The sequence below is a fragment of the Bradyrhizobium sp. AUGA SZCCT0169 genome, assembly GCF_018130085.1.
In the GTDB taxonomy this organism is placed as follows: Bacteria; Pseudomonadota; Alphaproteobacteria; order Rhizobiales; family Xanthobacteraceae; genus Bradyrhizobium.
The window spans coordinates 293,975-314,214 of the sequence record NZ_JAFCMC010000005.1 but is presented as its reverse complement, the minus strand read 5'-3'; the positions used below and the strand labels follow the sequence as shown (position 1 = coordinate 314,214).

Genomic DNA, 20,240 nt, shown 5'->3' with positions numbered 1-20,240 from the left:
TGATGACTGTCGGTGCGGGACCGTCGTAAGGATGGTGACCTGCGCAGTCGGCCGCAAGGTACTGTGAAGGTCGAAAATCCGATGCGGGTACCGCGCGACCGCGACGTTTGAGGATGTTTGCGATCGCGCATTCCCGGCTTTAATTTTGTGTACGACAAGTACACAAAGGCGGTGAGCGCTGTCGCGTGTCGCATGGGGCCAGCGGTAACCTGCTCGGGGATGCTGTGCGCTTTTGGCGGAGTTCAGCAAAAGTTTGGCGTGCGCTCACAAGTACCGTTGTGTCCGGAATGATACCCGACACGCATGCCAAAACAGTCAAGACCGCTTTGCGTGCACCAGCTGCGACAAATCAACCCGACGGGCAAATCACTTCTGATTTGCGGAAATCTTGTCAAGCCCCGAAATAAAAAATATTTCTGTTTACCAGAATGAAAATCAGGTGCATATATTTGCCATCCCGTCCCACTCAGAGGGCGTCGGCCGTCGTCACGGACGTTGGACGGGTTGCGGTGGACGCCGATGTTGCGGAGACGTAACGCGACAGAGGCGTACGGCGAAGACGCGTGGTCCTGGCGCCCGTTGCTGGCGTTAAGTTCCTGTGAGGCCAAAAGCTGATCAGGGGCGACGGAGTCAATCAAGAACTCGTCTCCGGGGAGAGCGCGATATAAGCCGTAAAGCCATTGCGCAGGGAATGTCGGATGTTCTCCGCTGCCCTGTATGCTCGTGTGCACTTTGTTTTGTGCAAACCGCACACGAGACCGCGGGTGCAGCGCGCATCCGGCATTCCCTGCGCCCTCCTTCAGGAGGGTCAAGTCGCAAAACTCGGACGCTTCACGCCGCGAGATCGCGGACGCATGGACCATCATTGTCATGATCGAAACCAGCGAAGCGCCCTACCGGCCTGGCCCCTGCGCAGCATGGATCAGCCAAGGCGGCTTTGTTCTCCATCCGACTCCAGTTTGTTCGCAAGGAACGAATCGGAATCGCACAAATCAGCGCGGATCAATTCCTAACAACACGTTGCCTCGCCGTTGTGCGCGCTCGTCACGACAAAAAGCCCGCGACGACATCGCGGGCTTCTTGCAAGCGCGACAGGGTGCTCGTGCGTCGACGCCGGTTGAAGCGCCGACCAAGCATCTGTCCTCACTGAATGGCGCGGCCGATGGTTTCGCTGCGGCCTTGGGCGGTCGTGAGCTTGCTCCGCGGTGTCAGGACGCTGAGCTGAACTGATGTGACCGACGTGGCGGCCGGCGATGCTTGCTGGACGTTTTCAGCGCCCATCACCTGAAGCTGCACGGCCGAGACCGGCAAGCCTGCCTTTTCGTAAGACGGCAACTCGGCTGCGACAGCGCCGCCAGCGGCCGTGATCGCGAACGTGGCGGCGGCAGCGACGGACAGGGAAATCTTCTTCACGGCAATTCTCCTTCGATGGCTTGGAACGGGGATCTAGGTGTATTTGCTGCGTCGCAATAGTTCAATGCTGCAACGCACAATAATGTGATGCTGGAATGTGATGATGGTGATCCTGGAATGCGGACCACGCGTTGGTCGCATGAGACGCCGAGAAGGTTCGCTGCAAGTTTCGCGTGCGGGCTACGCTGGCTGGCGACGGATGCGGCGCGCGCGCAAAGGTCAGAGTTCCTTCCGTAGTTCTCCGGCCGTGAACATAGTTCCGCCTCCTCGGCTGCGTTAAAACGCAGATGTGCGGATCGCTATCAAGCGGGTGCCATTGCATGTGATACGGAGCACCAAATGGATTCCACAATGAGCAACAGGCTCGCCGAAGGGCAGATCGCGAGCCTGGAGGAGCAGCTTTCGAACCTGGCGCGCGAAGCGGGATTTAATCCTTCTACCCCGCCGCCCATGAAGACGCCTCACGTCCCGCCGGCAACGAAGCATCGCTTGGCGGATTGGCGCCATGTGGCTGTCGCCGGTTGCCTGTTGGCGGCATGCATGGGTGTCGTCGCCTGGTGGTGGTCATCCTCCCCTGATACCGCGATGACGGCAGCCCCCTCAGCTCCGATAGCTCTGGCACAGGCGGCGCCGGAAGCCGCTGCACCGAAGAACGCCGCACCTGTCGCTATTGCCCCGTCTGCCGCGTTGGAGCAGCAACTCCAACCGATGGCGCGCGATCTCGCTGCCGTGAGGCAATCACTCGAACAGCACAAGGCGACGCAAGACCAACTGATCCGCGACAATGAAAATCTCAGAAGCCAATTGGCGGCGGGGCGGGAAGAAATCGCGCGCAACAACGGCATCATCGAACAGCTCAGGGCGGCCCAGATCCAGATGGCGCGCGAAAGCCAGACGCTGACCGAACGCGTCAACGCAAGCCAGCAACAACTCGCCCGCATCATCGCCAGCGCGGCAGAGTTAAACACGCTGCCCGAAGAGCCAAAGGCGATGCCCGAAGTGCCAAAGGCGATGTCTGAAGAACCAAAGATGATCCCTGAAGAGCCCAAGGTAATGCCCGGAACACCACTGCCGCGTCCGCGGCAGCCGGCCAATGTCGCCCAGACGCAAAAGCCGGCGCCAGCCGCGGCGCGGCCGCAAGCCAAAAAACCGCAATCGTCAGTGTCATGGCCATGGTCGCCGCGCAGCCCGTAGAACCGTAAGGTGAGCCGCGCCTTGCGCGGATCCGTTGCGCCAATCTCCCACCGGGTAGCGCGCTTGCGGCGTTTGGATTCGCGCGCCCGTAGTACTACCGGGACAGCCTTTGGCTGCGTACGGCGCATGCAGAATCATGGCATGCAATCTGCATGGAGTTAGTTGACCGGGAATTTCCTATCAACGAAGGACACCATGCTCGTTACTCTTGTCGCCGTTCTCTGCAACGGCCAGCTATGCCTGGAGAAAGTCGTCACCAACAGTGAGCAGTCAGGCATCACCATGACCGCCTGTATGGTCAACGCGCAAATCGGCATTGCCGAATGGCTCGCCAAGGGTCCGTATCACCAATGGAAACTGCAGCGATACAAATGCATCGCGGGCAAATACGTGCCCAAAGACCAAGCATGAATGCGCCGCCTCTCGGATGAGAGGCGCCCTCACCTGCTAGCGCAGCACCACGTCGCGCTTGACGTTGGCGACATGTTTGCCAACCATTCGCAGCCTGCACGGCGGATTCGCGGAGCGTAATCCGCCGCTACCTGTCTCAAGCGATGGATTGCGCCATTGCAAGGGCAATGCCTGCGATGGGGATGACGTTTGCGGGGCCGCATCACGAGATCTATCTCAGCGATGCACGCTGGATGCCGCCGGAAAAGCTCAAGACGATCCTGCGGCAATCGGTCAGGAGCGCGGGCTGAGGCCCCGCCCTTTGAACCAAAAGCACGCAGCCTGCGACCAATATTAATCGGCGCCGGACACGCGCCGCGTTCCCGGTTTCGAGGTCGCTCGCTTCATTCGAATTCCCGGGAAAGAGTGGTAACTGCGCCCGTAATGTCGGATATCGAACAGGCGACCGAACCCGGAACGTACTTAAATTGGTCACTGCCTGAGTCGCGCAATTAATTATTATAACCAGTTGGCATCATTGCATTTTAGCCGGAAAGACCTTTTCACCATTGCATAGTTTCAGGGATGGATCAGGAAACCACCAGATTGGTCGCCGGCACTCGTTTTAAGATGAGTGAACTCGGTGCCGCTCGATGCCCGGAACTGGCCGGGCAAACTGGGATCGTTGTCGAAGTGAGCCATAGCAACACGGGCGTTACCGTGTTGTTCGATGGCGCCACCAGACCAACGGCCCTGCACAGGGATTTTATCACCCCGATCTCGAATAACGGATCGTGGGGCGGTTCGCCAAGGGCTGGCTCTGGAAACACCAGTCCGCCCCCGAAGTGAAGTTCACGCCCGCCGGCGCCGACCTGTTTGCGTGAAGCAGGTCCGCAAAGTTGCGCGACCAACAGCTACCCTTTCGGAGTACCCCGAATTTTCCGAGGATCGCGCGAACGGCAGGCAGCAGGCGTGGTCGGGAGCGACGATGCCGGTTTCAGCCAATCGTTCGCTCGAGCAGATTGAGCCAATTGGTCGAGCCCAGCTTCTTCAACAGCGGTTCGGAGTATCCATTTTGCCGGAGAGCCCCGATGAGCACCGGCAGCCCAGCCGCCGAGCCGATTTTCGCCGGCACGGTCGCGCCGTCGAAATCCGATCCAAATCCGACGTGGTCCTCGCCGAGCTTGTCGATGAGATAGTCGAGCTGGCGCACCATCAGTTCGACATCCGTATCGGCGGCCATGCTGCCGTCAGGGCGAAGAAAGCAGGTCGCGAAGTTGAGACCGACCATTCCTCCGGAATCGCGGATCGCGGCCAATTGCCGGTCGGTCAGGTTTCTCGGCGAAGGACACAACGCATGCGCGTTGGAATGCGTCGCGACCAGCGGCGCCTTGGAAAGCCGCGCGACATCCCAAAAGCCCTTTTCGGTGATGTGCGAGAGGTCGACGAGGATCTTCATTTCGTTGCAGGCGCTGACGAGCTTTTCACCTGATACGGTCAGCCCGTCGCCGGTATCCGGCCCGCCGGGAAACTGGAACGGGACGCCATGACCAAAAATGTTATTCCGGCTCCAGACCGGCCCCAGCGAGCGCAGGCCCGCTGCATACAGCACCTCCAGAAAATGCAGATCACCGTCGATCGCTTCGGCGCCTTCCAGATGCAGCACCACCGCCAGCGCTCCGCGCTCGATCGCCGAATGGATCTCCGCGGTCGTCTTGCAAAGCGCCACGGCGCCCTGCGATCCCCTGACAATCCGCATCAGGATCGCCAGCTCACCGGCGACGGATTTCCGTGCCTCTTCGATGGGAAGTGGATCAGGAAGCGGCACCGCATAACGGCCGCCCGTCATCTGCTTGCTGAGCGACGCAAAGTTGCCTGGCGATGGCGAGTACATCGCGAACAGACCGCCGACCAAAGCTCCGGCCCTGGCTTTTTTCAGGTCGATATGGCCGGCGTCTTCGCCATCAAGGAAATCGGACACCACGTCGCTGGATTCAGACTTGTAAAGACGCAGCAGGACATCGTTGTGGCCGTCGAAGATGGAAATGTTGGTGGTCATTGTTTACAGGTGCCCCGTGACAGATATCGCGAGTTGCGAGATCGCCTGCAATTTTCCGCAGAACCGATCCCTGTGCAACCTCTAATGAGCAAGTAGCCCGCTGCTTGTCGTCCCTGCGAACACGTACGCGGGGACGATTAGCGGGAGAGATTCCGGAGGAACAAATCCGAGGCCAAAGCATTATTCAGCCAGCATCACGCATCGAGTTGGAGCTATGTGTGATGACCGCGGACGCATTTGAACTCCGCCGCTTTGTACAACAGCATTTCCTTGGCCGTATATCGTCTGTGATGTTCGATCCCGGCTACCGCAATCATCTGGCGCTCATCGCGGACGGTTATGATGTCAGAGTATTCCTCGACGATGAGCTGCAGGATGGCTGTATTACCGCAGACCCCGATGAGGGTTTCGTCCAGCGGCGTGCCTTTCTCAGATCGTCAGGGATCACCGACATGCGCCGGGGATCTGTATCGATCAAAATATCGAAAAAAGTCAGTAGGACGGATTGAGCCGCAGGCGTAGTCCGCCGCCTTGGCTGAAACGAAAATGGCGGCTACCGCGCCTCGCCGCCTTGCACGAGACGTCCATCGGCTGGGTTGCCTGCGCAACTCACTTCCGGTGACATCGCGAATATGCCATACGCAGGACATGTCCGCTCTGAAACCCCCGGCCACCTACGACGATTTCGCCCGTCTCGACATCCGGATCGGCAAGGTCGTGGATATGCAGCCGTTCCCCCGCGCGCGCAATCCCTCCTTCAAGGTCGGCGTCGACGTCGGCGCTGACAGGATCATGTGGTCGAGCGCGCAGATCACGAACTATGAGCCCGCAGCCCTGCTCGGCTCGCTGGTCGTCTGCGTCTGCAATCTGGGTGCGAAGAACATCGCGGGCTTCACATCCGAACTGCTGATCCTCGGCGCAAAGGACGCTGATGGCAGCGTGATCGTCCTCGGCCCGCGCAGCGAGGTGGCGATCGGCGAGCCTGTGTTTTGAGTTAGTAGCGTTGGATGATCTGTTGTCTTCCCTTCTCCCCTTGTGGGAGAAGGTGGCGCGAAGCGCCGGATGAGGGGTTCTCTCCTTACGGCAGGCTTTATCGTGGGGATAGAACCCCTCACCCGTCTTCGCTTCGCGAAGCCACCCTCGCCCACAAGGGGAGAGGGAAACAAGTGAGCATTCTGGATTGCGCTGCGCTCCATCCGGGCTACATTCGATTTCATGACCGTTATCTCCATCCAGTCCCAGGTCGCTTACGGCCATGTCGGCAATTCTGCCGCGGTGTTTCCGATGCAGATGCACGGCATCGACGTGATTGCGGTGCCGACGACGTTGCTGAGCAACCGGCCGGGCTATCCAACCATCCGCGGCCGGGTGCTGGAGGCGCAATTGGTCGCCGATCTCCTGCTCGGAATCGAGGAGCGCGGGGCGGTCGATACCTGTCAGATGATCGTGTCGGGCTATCTCGGCTCGGCTGACATTGCCGCGGTCGTCGCCGACTTCGTCGCACGCGCCAGGGCCCGCAACCCGGCCCTCTGTTATGTCTGCGATCCGGTGCTTGGCGATCGCGACCGCGGCCTGTTCGTGAAAGCCGACATCCCGCCGCTGGTGCGCGACCGGCTGTGCGGCCTCGCCGACATCATCACGCCCAATCATTTCGAGTTCGAGTGGCTGTGCGGGGCGAAGGCCTCCACATCGGATCAAATGATCGAAGCAGCGCGCGCACTGATGCCGCGCGGTCCATCGACGGTCGTCGTCACGTCGGCCGAATTGTCTGATACGCCTGACGGCGAGATCGAGACCCTCGCCATCGAGCGGACAAGCGCCTGGCGTGTGCGCACGCCGAAACTGCCCATCAGCCCGAATGGCACCGGCGACCTGTTCGCCGCGCTCTTCGCTTCCGCGCGCGTTCAGAACAAAGCCACACCGGAAGCGCTCGGCCACGCGGCGTCGGCCATATCAGCCGTGCTGGAGCGCACCGCGGCGCGCGGGACGGAGGAAATGCGGATCGTCGAGAGCGCGGAGTTGCTCGTTAATCCGAAGCGGCTATTCGAGGCGGTCGTTATCGACGGATCGCAGGTTCAGACCTCATCCGATCAGGCGTGATGTGAGTCACGGAACTGGCGTTCGCCGCGCGGCATGCTCCAGATCACAGAACGGGACGCGGTGGTCGCGCACCCCCTGCCACAGGGAGAAATGCCATGAACGCCGATAAAGCTGTGAATGCCAAGATCGATGCGCTCTCCGACAAGGAACTCAACGCCGTGTCAGGTGGACGCCATCAGGTGAGTTTGAAGCAGTACGAACTCCTCCTCGAGATTCGGATGATGATGGACAGGCAGAAGTCTTAGGCTGACTTAGCGACAGCGTAATCCGCCGCTTCTGGGGTTGTCCGGAGCGGCGGATTACGCCCGTTGGCTCGTGCGTCCACCCGAGACGTGTTTTCGATGCCATTGCGGCGCGCAATTGATAGTGTCATTCCGAACCCGGAATGACGACGCCCGCTGGAGAAGACATGAGCCGTTTCTGGAGCCGCCTGACGCACGACCTGAAACCCTATGTGCCGGGCGAACAGCCCCGCATCGCGGATCTGGTCAAGCTCAACACCAATGAAAGCCCGCTGGGCCCTTCCCCGCGCGTGCTGGAAGCCATCCGTGGCGAGGCCGCCGATAGCTTGCGCCTCTATCCGGATCCGCAGGCGTCAGCGCTGTGCGCGGCCCTCGCCACCTACCACCAGGTGCGCCCCGAGCAGGTGTTCGTCGGCAACGGCTCGGACGAGGTGCTGGCCCACGCCTTCGCTGCCCTCCTCAAGCACGATGCGCCGTTGCTATTCCCCGACATCACCTACAGCTTCTATCCGGTCTATTGCCGCCTGTTCGGCATCGCCTATGAGGCCGTGCCGCTCGATGAGGCCATGCGGATCCGGCTCGCCGATTATCGCCGCCCCGCCGGCGCGATCATCGTGCCCAATCCAAATGCGCCGACCGGGGTGGCGCTGTCGCGGGCCGAGATCGCTTCCCTGCTGCAGCAACACCCCGATGCGCCCGTTGTCATCGACGAGGCCTATGTCGATTTCGGCGCCGAGACCGCGATCCCACTGGTCGCCTCGCACCCGAACCTGCTGGTCGTGCAAACCATGTCGAAGTCGCGGGCGCTCGCCGGCTTGCGCGTCGGCTATGCGATCGGCGACGCCGGTCTGATCGAAGCGCTGACGCGTGTAAAGGACAGCTTCAACTCCTATCCGCTCGGCCGCCCCGCCCAGGCCGGCGCCATCGCCGCATTGGAAGACGAAGCCTGGTTTCAGCAGAGCCGCGCCAGCGTGATCGAAGGCCGCAAGCGGCTTTCCCACGGCCTGGCCCGGCTTGGCTTCGAGGTGCTGCCGTCCTCCGCCAACTTCCTGTTCGCACGCCATCCGGCGCATCAGGGCGCGGCGCTGGCTGCAGCGCTGCGCCAGCGTGCGGTGATCGTCCGCCATTTTGCCGCGCCCCGGATATCCGACTATCTGCGGATCACGGTCGGTACCGACGGGCAAACCGACCGGTTGTTGTCGGCACTGTCGGAAATCCTGGGTAGCGCGTAACGGGCAAGGTTAGCGCCGGAAAATCGGGCTGGTTGTTGCCTTCCCAGCGACCCCGGCGTAATTTCTGAGCAGCTTCAGATTCTAGCTTGCGATCGGGAGAACCCTTGCCAGCGTGGAATTTCGGCCCCGCCGAACAGGAATTTGCCGAGGCTGGCCTTGATCCCGCGCGCTGGGTCCAGGCGCTTACTTCCGTGGCCGCGGCCACCGGGAGCTTTGGCGCCGTCATGCTGCCACTGTCGGGCGATGCCCTCCCGAATGTTCCCTATACGGAAAGTGTTTCCAGAGTGATGGAAGACTATTTCCGGGATGGTTGGCACTCGCAGGACGAGCGAATGCGCACCGTCCCGACCCTGACGCAGCGCGGGGTCGCTGACGATTTCGACGGCCACAGCGCCGATGAGATCGCCAAACATCCCTATTACCAGGAGTTCCTCGGACCGCACCGGCTGCGCTGGTACGCCGGCGTCAAGGTCGCCTGCGGCGACGACCTGTGGGCGGTGGCGCTGCAGCGAACGATCGATCAGGGACCGTTTTCGGCCGACGAGAAGGACGAGTTGGCGCGCATATCGAGTCGGCTTTCGACCGGCGCCGCGATCGCCCGCGCGCTCAGCGCGTCGGCCGCGTCAGGCGCGCTGGAAGCTTTTGAAATGAGCGGCACGGCGGTGGTCCTGATCAACCGCCATGGCAACGTATTGAAGGCCAATGCGTCGGCCGAGCGTCTTCTGGTCGATGATGTCAGGATCGTACAGGGCCAGCTGACCGCCAAGGATGCGCGGGCGACGACGGCCTTGAACCGCGCCCTGCACAATCTGCTGTGGCGTCCGACCGGTGGCCTTTCCGCGCCGGTCGCATTGCCTCGTGCGACCGGCCGGCCGCTGCTTGCGTACCCGGCGCGACTTTCCAGTTCGACCGCCAATGCACTGGCTGATTGCCAGGCCATGGTCATTCTGATCGATCCCGATAGCCGATCTCCAACGCCGGAAACGAACTTGCGTACGGTGTTTCGCCTGACCCAGGCGGAAGCCAGGCTCGCGACGCAGCTGTCGCGCGGCGAGTCCCTGGAAAACGTCGCCGATCAATTCGGGATCGGAAAGGAGACCGCGCGGAGCCAGCTCAAGAGCATCTTCGCCAAGACCGGCGTGCACCGGCAGGCCGAGCTGGTCGCGGTGCTGGCAAAGCTGCTGTAAGCACCTGCACGGCCCCCCTGTGACCGACGAGGCAAGCGATGACCGATACCGTCATGTTTCACGAGGGCAATCGCCGGCTGCAGGATCAGTTCGACAGCCGCCGGATTTCCGACCGTCTGGAGGAATTTTCCCGCGAGGAATTCACACCTGACGACCGGGTGTTCATCGAGAACCAGCCGTACTTCTTCCTGGCGACCGCCGATGCCGAGGGCCGGCCCGATTGCTCGTTCAAGGGCGGCATGCCGGGCTTCGTGACCGTCACCGGGCCGTCCGAGCTCGCCTTCCCCGATTACGACGGCAATGGCATGTTCAAGAGCCTCGGCAATATTCTGGTGAACGCCGATGTCGGCCTGTTGTTCATTGCCATGCATGGCAGGCCGCAGCGCCTGCGTGTCAACGGTACGGCAACCGTCAGCCGCGAAGATCCGCTTCTCGCCAGCACCGTCGGCGCGCAGCTGATCGTCCGCGTCGCCGCGCGCGTGATCTTTCCGAATTGTCCGCGCTACATCCCGGACATGCAGCTCAACGATCCCTCGGTTTACGCGCCGCGCGCCGGATATGAGGCGCCCGAGCCGGCGTGGAAGGGCTTTGACAGTTTTAAGGATTACGTGCATCCACCCCAGCCCACCTTCAAGGGCTAGGAACAGCATGCAAATCGCGGTCGTCGGCGCCGGAGCGGTCGGTTGCTACTATGGAGGATTGCTGCTGCGGGCCGGACATGAGGTAACGTTCATCGGCCGGCAGCCGCATGTCGATGCCATCAACGCAAACGGCCTTCTGCTCGACACCAGGACGTTCAAGGGACATCTGCCCGCCAAAGCCGCAACCGACGCTGGCGCCCTCGCCTCGCCGGATCTGGTGCTGGTGTGCGTCAAGTCGGCCGATACCGAGCAGGCCGGGCGGTCGCTGGCTGGACGCGTGCGGCCGGAAACCTCCGTGCTCAGCCTGCAGAACGGCGTCGACAACGCGCCGCGCCTCGCCGCTATCATCGGCCACGCCGTCATTCCCGTCGTCGTCTATGTCGGCAGCGAGATGGCCGGGCCCGGCCATGTCAGGCATCACGGCGGCGGCGACCTTGCGATCGGCGCCTCGGCCGCCAGCGAAGCGCTGGCGCAAACGCTGCGAGCCGCCGGTGTCGGCATTACGATATCGGACGACATCGAAGTCACGCTGTGGAGCAAGCTGATCATCAACTGCGCCTTCAACGCGCTGTCCGCCGTGGCCGGCATTTCCTATGGACCGATGCTGGAAGTCGATGGCGTCAGCGATGTCGTCGCCCGCGCGGTGCAGGAGGCGATCGCGGTCGCCCGCGCCAGCGGGGTCGCGATCCCCGACGACATCACCGGGCACATCATGGAGATTCCCGCCAACATGCCGAACCAGATGTCCTCCACCGCGCAGGATCTGGCGCGCGGCAAGCCCAGCGAGATCGACTTTCTCAACGGCTATGTGGTGCGCAAGGGCGCTGAACTCGGCATTCCCACGCCGACCAATCAGGCGCTCCAGGTGATGGTGAAGCTGGCGGAGCGCGGCAAGGAATTGTCCGGGAGACGGACGTAGCGTTCCCGTAACGTCATATCGCCCCGCGATCGATTTTTCGCAGCGGCCGATTTGGCGAGCTAGCCCGTAGCCCCGGCGTCGTTGCCCTGCCGGGCGGCGGAGAAACTTTCCCAGGTCACTATGAACATCGCTGCAATCACCGGGCCGATCACAAAGCCATTCAAGCCGAACACTTCAATGCCGCCCAGCGTGGAAATCAGCACGACATAGTCTGGCAGCTTGGCGTCTTTCCCGATCAGGAATGGACGGAGCAGATTGTCCACCAGTCCAATGACGAGCACCCCGTACACGATCAGGGCAACGCCCTGCCACACGGCGCCGCTAGCCAACAGGTAAATTGCAACGGGCACCCAGACCAGTCCGGATCCGATGGCCGGCAGGAGGGACAGGAAAGCCATCAACACCGCCCACAACAACGGCGCGTGAATCCCCAGGAACCAGAACGCCAACCCGCCAAGCGTGCCCTGGGCAATGGCAACCAGAATGCCGCCTTTCACCGTGGCGCGGACGACATCGGCAAATCTGCCGAAGAGTGCCGCTTTTTGATCGGTGCGGAGTGGAACGATCTGCTTGATCCGTTCAGCCAGCGCCTTGCCGTCGCGCAACAGGAAAAACAGAAGGTACAGCATGATGCCAAGGCCAATCATGAAGTCGAAAGTGTTCAGACCGATGCTCAGCGCCTGCGGCGCGAGGACCTGTCCACCCTTCACCGCACCGGATGCCAGCCAGTCGCGAACCGCCGGGAGATTGTTCAGGTTGAAGCGATCAAGCAGACCTGTTGCCCAGGCCGGTAGGGCATCGAATATCCGCTGAACGTAGCGCGCAAAGTCGTACTCGCCGGACTGGACCTTGGCGTAAAGGCTGGAAGCTTCCTGTGTCAGGGAGGCCGCGATCATGGCCAGGGGTAAAATGACCATGGCGATGATGATCAGGACCGTCACCAGGGCGGCGATCCCGGAGCGCCCGCCCGTTCTCGCCACCAGTTTCCGGTTGAGCGGCGCGAAAATCACCGCTGCGACGGTGGCCCAGAGAATTGCGCCGTAAAATGGCTTCAGAATCCAGCCAAACGCGACGCTGACCACGAGCAGCAACAACAGAAAACTTTGACCCTCAATCCTGCGCACCGCCGGTATCTCCTTGTCGCCTTGGCCGCACTGCCGCGGCAATGAACCGGACGGCACTCCTCGAACATCCCGTATAGAACTTTTGACGGGCTCAATCGTTGCCCCCTTGGACGCCTATCGCGACGTGCATGGTGGATCGTTTGAATGGTAACGCAAAACGCGTTATGAATCCGGCAACGGATCGGTGTTGTCCTTCATCGTGCAGAGGCCGTCATGACAACAATCTCCCGACGCCTGTTCCTCTCGCTGGCGGCTGCCGTTGCGCCAGGCACTGCGGCTGCCCATCACGGCTGGGGCGGATACGACACCTCGAAATCGTTCACCGTCACCGGCAAGATCCTGAAATCGACCTTCGAGAACCCGCATTGCGAGATCGAGATGGTGGTCGATGGCAAGCATTGGCACTTTGTGCTGGCGCCGCCTTCGCGCATGCAGGCGCGCGGCATCACCGCGGACCTCATCGCGCCCGGCAAGACCTGCACCGTGTTCGGCTATCCCCACACCAGCAAGCCGGACGAAGCGCGCATCGAATACGTCATTCTCGACGGCAAGCGCATCGAACTGCGATAGCCCGCGTGGAACAGCAACCCGCCGCGTCGATCTTCCTGGCCTTGCAGGAAAGCGCGCTGGGTCATCTGATGCGCTCGTCGCCCGCGCTTTATCCCGCGGTCGAAATCCTGCATATACTCGGCTTCGTCGTGCTGGTGGGATCGATCCTCGCACTCGATTTGCGGCTGCTCGGATGGGGGCGCGCAATCCCGATCGCGCCGATGGCGAACTTGCTGCTGCCCTTGTCGTGCATCGGTTTTCTGCTGGCGATCAGCATGGGCTTCCTGTTGTTCAGCGCCGACGCATCGCACGTGGTACGCAACCCGGCGTTCCAGGCCAAGCTGTTGCTGATCGCCGCCGCCTTGGTCAACGTCGTGATCGCCCATGCCGGCCCGTGGCGGCGCGTGGCGCTCTGGCACGGTGAAGCCCCCGCCGGCGCCAAGGTTACCGCGCTGGTGTCGCTGCTGCTGTGGCTCGGCGCCGTCTGCGCCGGGCGTCTGATCGCTTATCTTTGACGTACATTTTCTGAAAGGGGTCGCCGCTATGCGTCGCAACGGTTTCGCTATCGTCGCCCTCGTCCTCGGCCTTGCCGCCGCGGCGGAGACCGCGCGCGCCGACGAGGCCGCCTGGTCAGCCCTGCGCGCGGGCGGGCATGTCGCGCTGATGCGCCATGCCGATGCGCCGGGGGGCGTCGGCGATCCGCCGGGCTTCCGGGTCGATGACTGCACCACCCAGCGCAATCTCAGCGCCAAGGGCCGCGCCGACGCCAAAAGGATCGGCGCGCGGCTCAAGTCGGAGGGGATCGCGGTCGAAAAAATCCTGGCCTCGCCGTGGTGCCGCTGCATGGACACGGCAACGCTGCTGGAACTGGGTCCGGTCGAAGCCGCGCCGACGTTCGGCAATGTGGTGGTGCTGCGCGATCAGACGGAGGCTTTGACTACCGGTGCGCGCGCGATGATCGGCAAATGGACCGGGCGCGGAAACCTGCTGGTCGTGACGCACGGTGCGAACATTCTGGCCCTCACCGATATCTCGCCGGCAAGCGGCGAGATCGTCGTGGTCCGCGGCGGAAACGCCGGCGGCGTTGAGCCTGTCGGCCGCCTGCTGCTCGATTGACGCGCAATTCGGCCTGTCCCTGTCGGCTACTGAACCACATCGAGTTTGACGTTGGTGAGGCCCTTTCCGACCATTCCCAGCGCGTCCGCCGCTGAATAGGAGACGTCCACGACGCGCCCCGGAACGTAGGGACCGCGGTCATTGACCCGCACGGTCACCGACTTGCCGCTCGCGACATCGGTCACGCGTAGCTTGGTGCCAAAAGGCAAAGTCGGATGCGCCGCGGTCATGTCCATCGTGTTGAACCGTTCGCCGCTCGCCGTCTTGGTGCCCTCGGTGTAGAAGCTCGCCACGCCATGCGAGGCCGTCGTCTTGGGTTCGCCGCCATTCCTGCGCGCGGCCAACCTTGTATACCTTCTGGTCGCTGCCACGCGCCGCTTGATCATGGGGGACGTCGCCCGTTCGTTGTCGAGCGAGGCTACCCGGCTGGCGCGCAATTCGGATTTCTGACTGACGGCCGAAGTCTGACAGGCCGCAAGCGACGCCGCTGCTACGGCAACGGCAAGCAGCCGAATTATTTTCCCTGCGGCCGGCGAATGCGCCCAGCGCAGCGTGCGGTCGGTTCCGATGTCGACGTACGAAATACCAGCGCGCTCGATGGACATGTTGCAATCCCCAACTTGCGCCCCAGCCCAAGCCGAAAACCACCACGCCCAATGTTCCGAATCCAATCGGGGCGGAACCGGGGCCGGAACAAGTCAGGCCCGGTCCGCCAGCGCAATTCCGTTGCAGTGTGGTGATTGGGCCACAGCGCAGGGCGGCTGGTTGCCGGCTTTTGCCCGGTGAACCGGACGTCGTCAGTTAGTTGTGTCGAACAATTTCGCTTTGCTTGGGAGCCCTCGCGCGCTTCGATTTTCCGGGGACAGCGCTAGAAGCTGCCTTCGCCTCCTCCGCCGGGAGGTTCAAGGCATCAACCATCTCTTCAAGGACCGCTTTGTAATCAACGCTCGCTTCCTGCGAAGGCGCATCATCGGGAAGGGCTTTCTCCAATTGCGCTGACTTCAATTGTACAGGCTCGATAGCGCCATGATCGAACCTCACGCGCTGGAGGTTGTCCCCAACGAACCATACGCAAAGCACACCGGTGATTTTGTTGTCGTCGAAAATATCCGTGTTGACCGTATCGACGGTCATTGTCGGCCCGCCGGATTTGAGCACCACGAGATCGCCTGACTTGATAGCGGTCATTGGTAAAACCCTCGGTAAAATATGCGAATCTAGGCTCGGTTGCACCGCAACAATAGCAAATCGCGGCAACACGCTAAAGATGCCTGGAGCAGATCTCGCACCGGCAGCTAAGGGAACTTGCCCGGTCGCGGTTCCACAGTTCACACGCAATGGCCGGCTCAGGATATCTCGTAGACCGACACCTTGTCCGCGATGCCGCTCAGGGCCACGCTTCTGGGTGTTGGCTTCAGCCCCTTTGTCTCAAGCAAAGACCGGGCCTTGGCGTTCTCCACCACCTGCTCCGTCACCACGATCGAGCGTGACGCCGCAAGGCCCTGAACGCGCGAAGCGATATTCACCGTCTGGCCGAAATAGTCCTGCTGGGCGTTCAGCGTCACCGCAAGGCACGATCCTTCATGGATGCCCATCTTCAAGCTCAGGCTCTGATGCTGCCGCTCGGCGCCAAGATCGCTCATCGCCTCGCGCATGCGGATCGCGGCGGCAATGGCACGGTCCGGTGTCTCGAAGGTCGCCATCACGGCATCGCCAATGGTTTTGACGACGGCGCCCCGTTCGGACGCGATGATCTCCTGCAGCAGGCGGAAATGCTCGTTGACGAGATCGAAGGCCGTGAGGTCGCCGACGCGCTCGTAGAGTTCGGTGGAGCCCCTGAGATCGCTGAACAGGAACGTCAGGCTCAGGATCTTGAGCCTCTGGCCGATCGCGAGCGTGTCGGTCCGGTAGATATCGCGAAAAGTCTGGTTGGTGAGGAGACGCGTTGCGGAGAGCACGGGCTTGCGTCGCGTCAGGATGGCGTCCAGCGCCGCGTTCGCCACCCATACCGCCGGCAACACGCGGCCGTCGGTACGGTTTTCCAGCGCCAGCCGCAGCGGTCCGGGGCGCAAGGCAACGGTGTCGACGGGAACCTGGACCTTGTTGAACATCACGGACAGATTCTGGCGCTCGCCGGTCTCCTCGCCCTTGACCTCGATGAACTGCGCCGCATGCGTCACGGGATCGAACACGATCAAGGTGCCCTCCGGCGCGTGCAGGGAAAGGATGGCCCTTTCGCCCGGCGGCAAGTCGACCATTTCGAGTGTGACCTCACCCAGCAGCTTCTCGACATCGCCGGGAAGATCGATGGCCGAACTCCAGAATATTTGGCGATAATATTCAGCCGCCGACAATTCGTCAGGGCTATGGGCCGCGATCTTCCGAACGCGCGGGCTTACCGTGAAGGTCACCTCGACCAGATTGTCGAGCGTCGTCTCATAACCCGCGGCGCAGAACGCGCAATTGTACTGCGCACTGTTGAGCGTCTTCAGGCTCCTGTTGGCGGAAAGCACCCCGGCGCAACTCGGGCACATCACGTTCCATGTCATCTCGAACATGCCGAGCCCGACCGCATTCAGGAGTGTTGCGATGACCCGCTCCTCGTCAAGGCCCTGTTTGGTTGCGATCTCCAACGCGTTCATCTTGTTCAAGGCATGGTCCGGGGCGTCCCGCACCATGCGCTCGATCACGTCCACGATGGTTTCGTCGGCCGACTGGCGCAGCGCGGCAAACAAGGTCTCGGTTTCGCTCATGCGTCGATTCTACCTGAAAGAAGGCGACGGGAACACCCGCTAAGCGATCCCTTGCGAAGCACTCCTGACGTCAAAAAATCGTCATTGCGAGCGACCGGTCCCGGCGTAGCGCCAACGGGCGAAGGCGAAAGGCCAAGGCGATTTTCCCACAACGTGATCGGGATCACGGCCGAGCCCGTGTTTCTGGACGAGGCTGCCGCGCGTGGATGCAATCCCCTACGTCAACCCGCAAGGAGAACGCCATGACGTGCGATCACGATACAAAGGTGCAGCAGCTTGCCCCCGAACAGCTCGAACTCGTGGCGGGTGGCTTCCTGATCCAGGAGATGATGACCAACCTGAAGCTGATGGGCGAGATCCTCTCCAACGTCAGCAAGACGCGCTCCGAGATCAGCATGACCTTTGCGCGCAACGCGCGCGCGTAAGCCATCACGAACTCCCCTATGCCTACGTCATCCCTGACGTGAGCGTGATCGCCGCATCCTGGAGGGGATTAGCAATCACGCTTGTTTGAAGCTCGAACCGGAAGTCAATCACGAGCCACCAAGAGAAAAGGCCGGCGGGCGTTACGCCACCGGCCTCTCTTGCAACTGCCGGCTCGAATCCGGTTCCGCTGCGATCCTATGTCGGAAATCCTGCGTGAGTTTGGTTAATCGAACGTTAACAGAATCAGCGTGATGTGAATCACGGAAGGGCGCGATTCGTCCCGGTAGGTTTGGTGTCACGTTGCGGGACATCCCCGTAATTCCCCGTCGGGGATCTACCGGAATATCCAGCGGAATCCGCCGCTGCTATTTTTGAACCGCAGATTCGATTCGCTTTGTGAAGGAGACCGAAAATGGCCCAGGTCTATTTCCACTGCTCCAGCTCCCGCGAAGTTCGCGTCGATCAGTTCGGCGCGGTGGTGAGCAACCTCGCCGAGGCGCGCGACCGCGCCGCCTGCGTGGTGCGATCGCTGATCATGGAACAAAGCGCGGAAGACTGGCGCGACTGGGTCGTGCATGTCAGCGACGATTTCGACGATGAGATCTTCGAAGTCTCCTTCTCGTCGGTTCTCGGCAAGCCGAATTGAGGGTGTCATGAGCACCGCGCAAATCGCCCTGCCGCTGTTCCGCCGCCTCGACCGGATCGTCACGGGCTGGCATCGGCTGATCGACCGCGCATTCGACGGTTACCGGCCCGAGCGGCATTACATGCGCGGCCCGGGGCCGAAATGGTACGCCAAGCATGGCGCGGCAGCCGCTGCTGCAATCTGATTTAGCCGCTCAGTACGGAGGCGCCTTCTTCGCCCGCTGCGCCTTGGCCGCTTCCACCCACCACGCCAGATCATCCGCAAAGCGGGGGAACGCCCGCTCCAGCGCCTTGCCGGCCTCGCCGGTCGGCTTGCCGTCGTCTGAGAGGGTTTGCGCGATCGGCCCGACCCCGATCGTGGAAGAGATCACAACCATGCCCATCTCCGAGAGCGTGCCGTGCCAGGCGGTCGCGGCGCGCGCACCGGAGAGACGGCCGGCCGAATAGCTGGCGATGGCGGCCGGGCGCCAGAACCACTCTTCGAGAAAATGGTCGGTGAGGTTTTTCAGGCCGGGCTGCATGCCCCAATTGTATTCGCCGGTGATGAAGACAAAGCCATCGGCACCGCGGATTTTTCCCGCGAGTTCTTCGAGCACTGCCGGTGCCTGGCCTTTCGGATGCTCCTTGTACATCCGGTCCAGCATCGGCAGGCCTACCGCCTTGGCGTCGATCAGTTCGACATCGTCGCCGCGGCCGCACAGGCCCTCAACGACGAACTGCGCCAGGCGGATGCCCATGCGGTCGGAGCGATAGGAGCCGTAGAATACGAGAATGCGATGGGGCATGGCGGCGGCAGGCTAACACGGCCGCCGGGGGTTCGCTATCGGGCTGGCTCAGCTCAACCAAGTCCAGGTATCGCCCGAGCGATCCAGACGATGCTCGTTCCTGGGCATCGACAGGCCGCATAGAAGCCGATCATGCCCCAGACAAAGACGCCGAGTATCAGCGTCACGCCGATGTATTGAGGTATATTTTCCATGCCCTTTGGTCGCGGCGGATGGAAAAGGGTTCACTGCCGTCGTCCTCCGGACCGGACGCCGGGGCGACCTTCAGCTCTGATGCGGCCCCCGCATCATTTTCATGGCGTCTTCGATATGGCGCCATTCACTGGCTTCCTCTTTCTCTCCCTTGCGCTCACAGGCGACCGCGTTCTGCGCTGCCTGGGCAATCGCCGCCGGGCCGTGCTTTTCAAGCATCTGCCGCGCGATGGTGTGGATTTGCATCTCGGATGTCATGTCGCGCTCCCTGAGGTTGGCGCCGCAGGAACCGGTTCCCCTGCAGGCTGCGGCCTGTTGTGAGAACCGCCGAACCGGCCCGCTCGTTCCACGCCGGGCACCCCCATCGAGGTTCCGCCTCACATTTCCCCGAGCTCCGGCGGTTCAAACCAGTTGGTTAGCGACAAGCCGCCATCGATTGTGATCGTCGAGCCCGTGACATAGGCCGATAGCCGGTTCGAGAGCACCGCCAGCGCCAGCGGCGCGAGGTCGCTGGCCTCCCCGAGACGGCCGAGCGGAATGTGTTTTGCCAGTGACGGATCGGCAACAAAACCGCCGGCGGCAATCGCGCCGGGCACCAGCGCGTTGACGCGGATGCCGTAGCGGCCGAACGTTTTCGCGAGTTCCTTCACCAGCATCGCCATCCCGGCCTTGGCGGTCGAATAATGCGGCAGATTGCGCGGCGTGCCTGAATGCAGCGAGGTCAGCAGCAGGAACGAGCCAGGCTGTTTCGCCGCGATCAGCTTTCGCGCCAGTTCGCGCGAAAGGTGAAAGCCGGCCTCGAGATTGACCGCATGCATCTGCGCCCAGGTCTCGGTGCTGACGGCCATGGCATTATCGGCCTCCCGCCGCGGCGGCGAGGCGCTGTGCACGAAATGGGTCACCCGCCCGACGGCGGATTGCGCGTCCGTCAGCAGCGTTTCTCGCGCGGCGGCGCTGGCGATATCGCCGACCCACGGCACGGCCAGTTCGGGCCGCGGCGAAGCCTTGATCGCGGCCGCGACCCGCTCCGCGCTGATATCGGCGAATACGGTCCGCACGCCCTCGCCGGCCAGCGCCTGCGCGATGGCCCGGCCAATGCCATTGCCGGCGCCGGTCACCAGCGCCGCCTCGCGTGCGGGATCGAATGGATTGCCGAGCAGGCTCATGGCGTTCTCCCAGACGGTATCGCGATCAAGCATAAGTCGGCGCACCGGTCTGCGCCAATACGCCCAGCGCAACGAACCGTATCAACCGGCAAGAACCACAATTTCTT

25 protein-coding genes are annotated in these 20,240 nt (G+C 62.2%); 16 read left to right on the top strand and 9 right to left on the bottom strand.

The window, feature by feature from the left end:
- Positions 1–1,143: 1,143 nt before the first annotated feature.
- Positions 1,144–1,413, bottom strand: a complete 270-nt coding sequence (locus JQ609_RS09005; RefSeq protein WP_212273117.1) for a hypothetical protein — start codon at positions 1,411–1,413, stop codon at positions 1,144–1,146.
- 351 nt (positions 1,414–1,764) lie between these two features.
- On the opposite strand from JQ609_RS09005, the gene JQ609_RS09000 reads away from it, so the two are divergent.
- Entirely contained in the window at positions 1,765–2,607 is an 843-nt protein-coding gene (locus JQ609_RS09000) for a hypothetical protein (RefSeq protein WP_249127762.1), read from the top strand.
- 195 nt (positions 2,608–2,802) lie between these two features.
- A complete protein-coding gene (locus tag JQ609_RS08995; RefSeq protein WP_212212866.1) occupies positions 2,803–3,018 on the top strand; it encodes a hypothetical protein in 216 nt (71 codons plus the stop codon).
- A 976-nt stretch (positions 3,019–3,994) separates the two neighbouring features.
- Here JQ609_RS08995 and JQ609_RS08990 read toward each other — a convergent pair.
- Entirely contained in the window at positions 3,995–5,056 is a 1,062-nt protein-coding gene (locus tag JQ609_RS08990) for a dipeptidase (protein ID WP_212273114.1), read from the bottom strand.
- A gap of 221 nt (positions 5,057–5,277) precedes the next feature.
- On the opposite strand from JQ609_RS08990, the gene JQ609_RS08985 reads away from it, so the two are divergent.
- The 8 genes from JQ609_RS08985 (at position 5,278) to JQ609_RS08950 (ending at position 11,377) form a co-directional block, all read left to right on the top strand.
- The gene (locus tag JQ609_RS08985; RefSeq protein ID WP_212212860.1) at positions 5,278–5,565 is read left to right on the top strand and encodes a hypothetical protein; all 288 of its coding nucleotides are present in this window, start codon (positions 5,278–5,280) and stop codon (positions 5,563–5,565) included.
- Positions 5,566–5,704: 139 nt separating this feature from the next.
- Complete coding sequence (locus JQ609_RS08980; protein WP_212273112.1) at positions 5,705–6,049, top strand: tRNA-binding protein; 345 nt, start codon at positions 5,705–5,707, stop codon at positions 6,047–6,049.
- Between the two features lie 222 nt (positions 6,050–6,271).
- Positions 6,272–7,156 (top strand): pyridoxal kinase PdxY, encoded by an 885-nt coding sequence (gene pdxY, locus JQ609_RS08975; protein WP_212273110.1) that lies wholly within the window; start codon positions 6,272–6,274, stop codon positions 7,154–7,156.
- 95 nt (positions 7,157–7,251) lie between these two features.
- The gene (locus tag JQ609_RS08970; RefSeq protein WP_212212852.1) at positions 7,252–7,401 is read left to right on the top strand and encodes a bacteriocin; all 150 of its coding nucleotides are present in this window, start codon (positions 7,252–7,254) and stop codon (positions 7,399–7,401) included.
- Between the two features lie 164 nt (positions 7,402–7,565).
- On the top strand, positions 7,566–8,630 hold the full coding sequence (gene hisC / locus JQ609_RS08965) for a histidinol-phosphate transaminase (RefSeq protein WP_212273108.1): 1,065 nt from the start codon (positions 7,566–7,568) through the stop codon (positions 8,628–8,630).
- Positions 8,631–8,734: 104 nt separating this feature from the next.
- Positions 8,735–9,817, top strand: coding sequence for a helix-turn-helix transcriptional regulator (locus JQ609_RS08960; protein ID WP_212273106.1), 1,083 nt, complete (start codon positions 8,735–8,737; stop codon positions 9,815–9,817).
- Positions 9,818–9,855: 38 nt separating this feature from the next.
- Positions 9,856–10,458 (top strand): pyridoxamine 5'-phosphate oxidase family protein, encoded by a 603-nt coding sequence (locus tag JQ609_RS08955; RefSeq protein WP_212273104.1) that lies wholly within the window; start codon positions 9,856–9,858, stop codon positions 10,456–10,458.
- A gap of 7 nt (positions 10,459–10,465) precedes the next feature.
- Entirely contained in the window at positions 10,466–11,377 is a 912-nt protein-coding gene (locus JQ609_RS08950; RefSeq protein WP_212273102.1) for a ketopantoate reductase family protein, read from the top strand.
- A 59-nt stretch (positions 11,378–11,436) separates the two neighbouring features.
- Here the strand turns inward: JQ609_RS08950 and JQ609_RS08945 are convergent, their stop codons facing one another.
- Positions 11,437–12,501, bottom strand: coding sequence for an AI-2E family transporter (locus tag JQ609_RS08945; RefSeq protein WP_212273181.1), 1,065 nt, complete (start codon positions 12,499–12,501; stop codon positions 11,437–11,439).
- A gap of 213 nt (positions 12,502–12,714) precedes the next feature.
- Between JQ609_RS08945 and JQ609_RS08940 the strand changes: the two genes are divergently transcribed.
- From JQ609_RS08940 to JQ609_RS08930, 3 genes are read left to right on the top strand one after another with little or no spacing between them, the layout of a single operon-like run.
- Positions 12,715–13,071, top strand: coding sequence for a DUF6152 family protein (locus JQ609_RS08940; protein WP_212273101.1), 357 nt, complete (start codon positions 12,715–12,717; stop codon positions 13,069–13,071).
- A 5-nt stretch (positions 13,072–13,076) separates the two neighbouring features.
- Entirely contained in the window at positions 13,077–13,565 is a 489-nt protein-coding gene (locus tag JQ609_RS08935; RefSeq protein ID WP_212273099.1) for a hypothetical protein, read from the top strand.
- Between the two features lie 28 nt (positions 13,566–13,593).
- A complete protein-coding gene (locus JQ609_RS08930; protein WP_212273097.1) occupies positions 13,594–14,166 on the top strand; it encodes a histidine phosphatase family protein in 573 nt (190 codons plus the stop codon).
- Positions 14,167–14,192: 26 nt separating this feature from the next.
- Here the strand turns inward: JQ609_RS08930 and JQ609_RS08925 are convergent, their stop codons facing one another.
- From JQ609_RS08925 to JQ609_RS08915, 3 genes are all read right to left on the bottom strand, one after another.
- The gene (locus JQ609_RS08925) at positions 14,193–14,771 is read right to left on the bottom strand and encodes a septal ring lytic transglycosylase RlpA family protein (protein ID WP_212212829.1); all 579 of its coding nucleotides are present in this window, start codon (positions 14,769–14,771) and stop codon (positions 14,193–14,195) included.
- Positions 14,772–14,967: 196 nt separating this feature from the next.
- The gene (locus tag JQ609_RS08920; protein ID WP_212273095.1) at positions 14,968–15,354 is read right to left on the bottom strand and encodes a YodC family protein; all 387 of its coding nucleotides are present in this window, start codon (positions 15,352–15,354) and stop codon (positions 14,968–14,970) included.
- A 158-nt stretch (positions 15,355–15,512) separates the two neighbouring features.
- Positions 15,513–16,919 carry an adenylate/guanylate cyclase domain-containing protein gene (locus JQ609_RS08915; RefSeq protein ID WP_212273093.1) on the bottom strand — a complete coding sequence of 469 codons (1,407 nt, stop codon included), beginning with the start codon at positions 16,917–16,919 and terminating at the stop codon, positions 15,513–15,515.
- 242 nt (positions 16,920–17,161) lie between these two features.
- On the opposite strand from JQ609_RS08915, the gene JQ609_RS08910 reads away from it, so the two are divergent.
- The 3 genes from JQ609_RS08910 (at position 17,162) to JQ609_RS08900 (ending at position 18,175) form a co-directional block, all read left to right on the top strand.
- Positions 17,162–17,344 carry a hypothetical protein gene (locus JQ609_RS08910; RefSeq protein ID WP_212212820.1) on the top strand — a complete coding sequence of 61 codons (183 nt, stop codon included), beginning with the start codon at positions 17,162–17,164 and terminating at the stop codon, positions 17,342–17,344.
- Between the two features lie 413 nt (positions 17,345–17,757).
- Complete coding sequence (locus JQ609_RS08905; RefSeq protein WP_212212817.1) at positions 17,758–17,991, top strand: DUF6894 family protein; 234 nt, start codon at positions 17,758–17,760, stop codon at positions 17,989–17,991.
- Positions 17,992–17,998: 7 nt separating this feature from the next.
- A complete protein-coding gene (locus JQ609_RS08900) occupies positions 17,999–18,175 on the top strand; it encodes a hypothetical protein (protein ID WP_212212814.1) in 177 nt (58 codons plus the stop codon).
- Positions 18,176–18,184: 9 nt separating this feature from the next.
- On the opposite strand, the gene JQ609_RS08895 is transcribed toward JQ609_RS08900, so the two are convergent.
- The 3 genes from JQ609_RS08895 to JQ609_RS08885 form a co-directional block, all read right to left on the bottom strand.
- Complete coding sequence (locus JQ609_RS08895; protein WP_212212811.1) at positions 18,185–18,775, bottom strand: NADPH-dependent FMN reductase; 591 nt, start codon at positions 18,773–18,775, stop codon at positions 18,185–18,187.
- A 264-nt stretch (positions 18,776–19,039) separates the two neighbouring features.
- Positions 19,040–19,225, bottom strand: a complete 186-nt coding sequence (locus tag JQ609_RS08890) for a hypothetical protein (RefSeq protein WP_212038383.1) — start codon at positions 19,223–19,225, stop codon at positions 19,040–19,042.
- Positions 19,226–19,344: 119 nt separating this feature from the next.
- Positions 19,345–20,133, bottom strand: coding sequence for an SDR family NAD(P)-dependent oxidoreductase (locus JQ609_RS08885; protein ID WP_212273179.1), 789 nt, complete (start codon positions 20,131–20,133; stop codon positions 19,345–19,347).
- Positions 20,134–20,240: the final 107 nt, after the last annotated feature.

What these genes read in the sequence shown, in the direction of transcription:
- JQ609_RS08995 (WP_212212866.1), top strand. Translation starts at nt 2,803, where the DNA reads ATGCTCGTTACTCTTGTCGCCGTTCTCTGCAACGGCCAGCTATGCCTG.
- JQ609_RS08890 (WP_212038383.1), bottom strand. Translation starts at nt 19,225, where the DNA reads ATGACATCCGAGATGCAAATCCACACCATCGCGCGGCAGATGCTTGAA.
- JQ609_RS09000 (WP_249127762.1), top strand. Translation starts at nt 1,765, where the DNA reads ATGAGCAACAGGCTCGCCGAAGGGCAGATCGCGAGCCTGGAGGAGCAG.
- JQ609_RS08920 (WP_212273095.1), bottom strand. Translation starts at nt 15,354, where the DNA reads ATGACCGCTATCAAGTCAGGCGATCTCGTGGTGCTCAAATCCGGCGGG.
- JQ609_RS08985 (WP_212212860.1), top strand. Translation starts at nt 5,278, where the DNA reads ATGACCGCGGACGCATTTGAACTCCGCCGCTTTGTACAACAGCATTTC.
- JQ609_RS08885 (WP_212273179.1), bottom strand. Translation starts at nt 20,133, where the DNA reads ATGAGCCTGCTCGGCAATCCATTCGATCCCGCACGCGAGGCGGCGCTG.
- JQ609_RS08940 (WP_212273101.1), top strand. Translation starts at nt 12,715, where the DNA reads ATGACAACAATCTCCCGACGCCTGTTCCTCTCGCTGGCGGCTGCCGTT.
- JQ609_RS08950 (WP_212273102.1), top strand. Translation starts at nt 10,466, where the DNA reads ATGCAAATCGCGGTCGTCGGCGCCGGAGCGGTCGGTTGCTACTATGGA.
- hisC (WP_212273108.1), top strand. Translation starts at nt 7,566, where the DNA reads ATGAGCCGTTTCTGGAGCCGCCTGACGCACGACCTGAAACCCTATGTG.
- JQ609_RS08905 (WP_212212817.1), top strand. Translation starts at nt 17,758, where the DNA reads ATGGCCCAGGTCTATTTCCACTGCTCCAGCTCCCGCGAAGTTCGCGTC.
- JQ609_RS08990 (WP_212273114.1), bottom strand. Translation starts at nt 5,056, where the DNA reads ATGACCACCAACATTTCCATCTTCGACGGCCACAACGATGTCCTGCTG.
- pdxY (WP_212273110.1), top strand. Translation starts at nt 6,272, where the DNA reads ATGACCGTTATCTCCATCCAGTCCCAGGTCGCTTACGGCCATGTCGGC.
- JQ609_RS08895 (WP_212212811.1), bottom strand. Translation starts at nt 18,775, where the DNA reads ATGCCCCATCGCATTCTCGTATTCTACGGCTCCTATCGCTCCGACCGC.
- JQ609_RS08955 (WP_212273104.1), top strand. Translation starts at nt 9,856, where the DNA reads ATGACCGATACCGTCATGTTTCACGAGGGCAATCGCCGGCTGCAGGAT.
- JQ609_RS08900 (WP_212212814.1), top strand. Translation starts at nt 17,999, where the DNA reads ATGAGCACCGCGCAAATCGCCCTGCCGCTGTTCCGCCGCCTCGACCGG.
- JQ609_RS08925 (WP_212212829.1), bottom strand. Translation starts at nt 14,771, where the DNA reads ATGTCCATCGAGCGCGCTGGTATTTCGTACGTCGACATCGGAACCGAC.
- JQ609_RS08980 (WP_212273112.1), top strand. Translation starts at nt 5,705, where the DNA reads ATGTCCGCTCTGAAACCCCCGGCCACCTACGACGATTTCGCCCGTCTC.
- JQ609_RS08915 (WP_212273093.1), bottom strand. Translation starts at nt 16,919, where the DNA reads ATGAGCGAAACCGAGACCTTGTTTGCCGCGCTGCGCCAGTCGGCCGAC.
- JQ609_RS08930 (WP_212273097.1), top strand. Translation starts at nt 13,594, where the DNA reads ATGCGTCGCAACGGTTTCGCTATCGTCGCCCTCGTCCTCGGCCTTGCC.
- JQ609_RS08970 (WP_212212852.1), top strand. Translation starts at nt 7,252, where the DNA reads ATGAACGCCGATAAAGCTGTGAATGCCAAGATCGATGCGCTCTCCGAC.
- JQ609_RS08910 (WP_212212820.1), top strand. Translation starts at nt 17,162, where the DNA reads ATGACGTGCGATCACGATACAAAGGTGCAGCAGCTTGCCCCCGAACAG.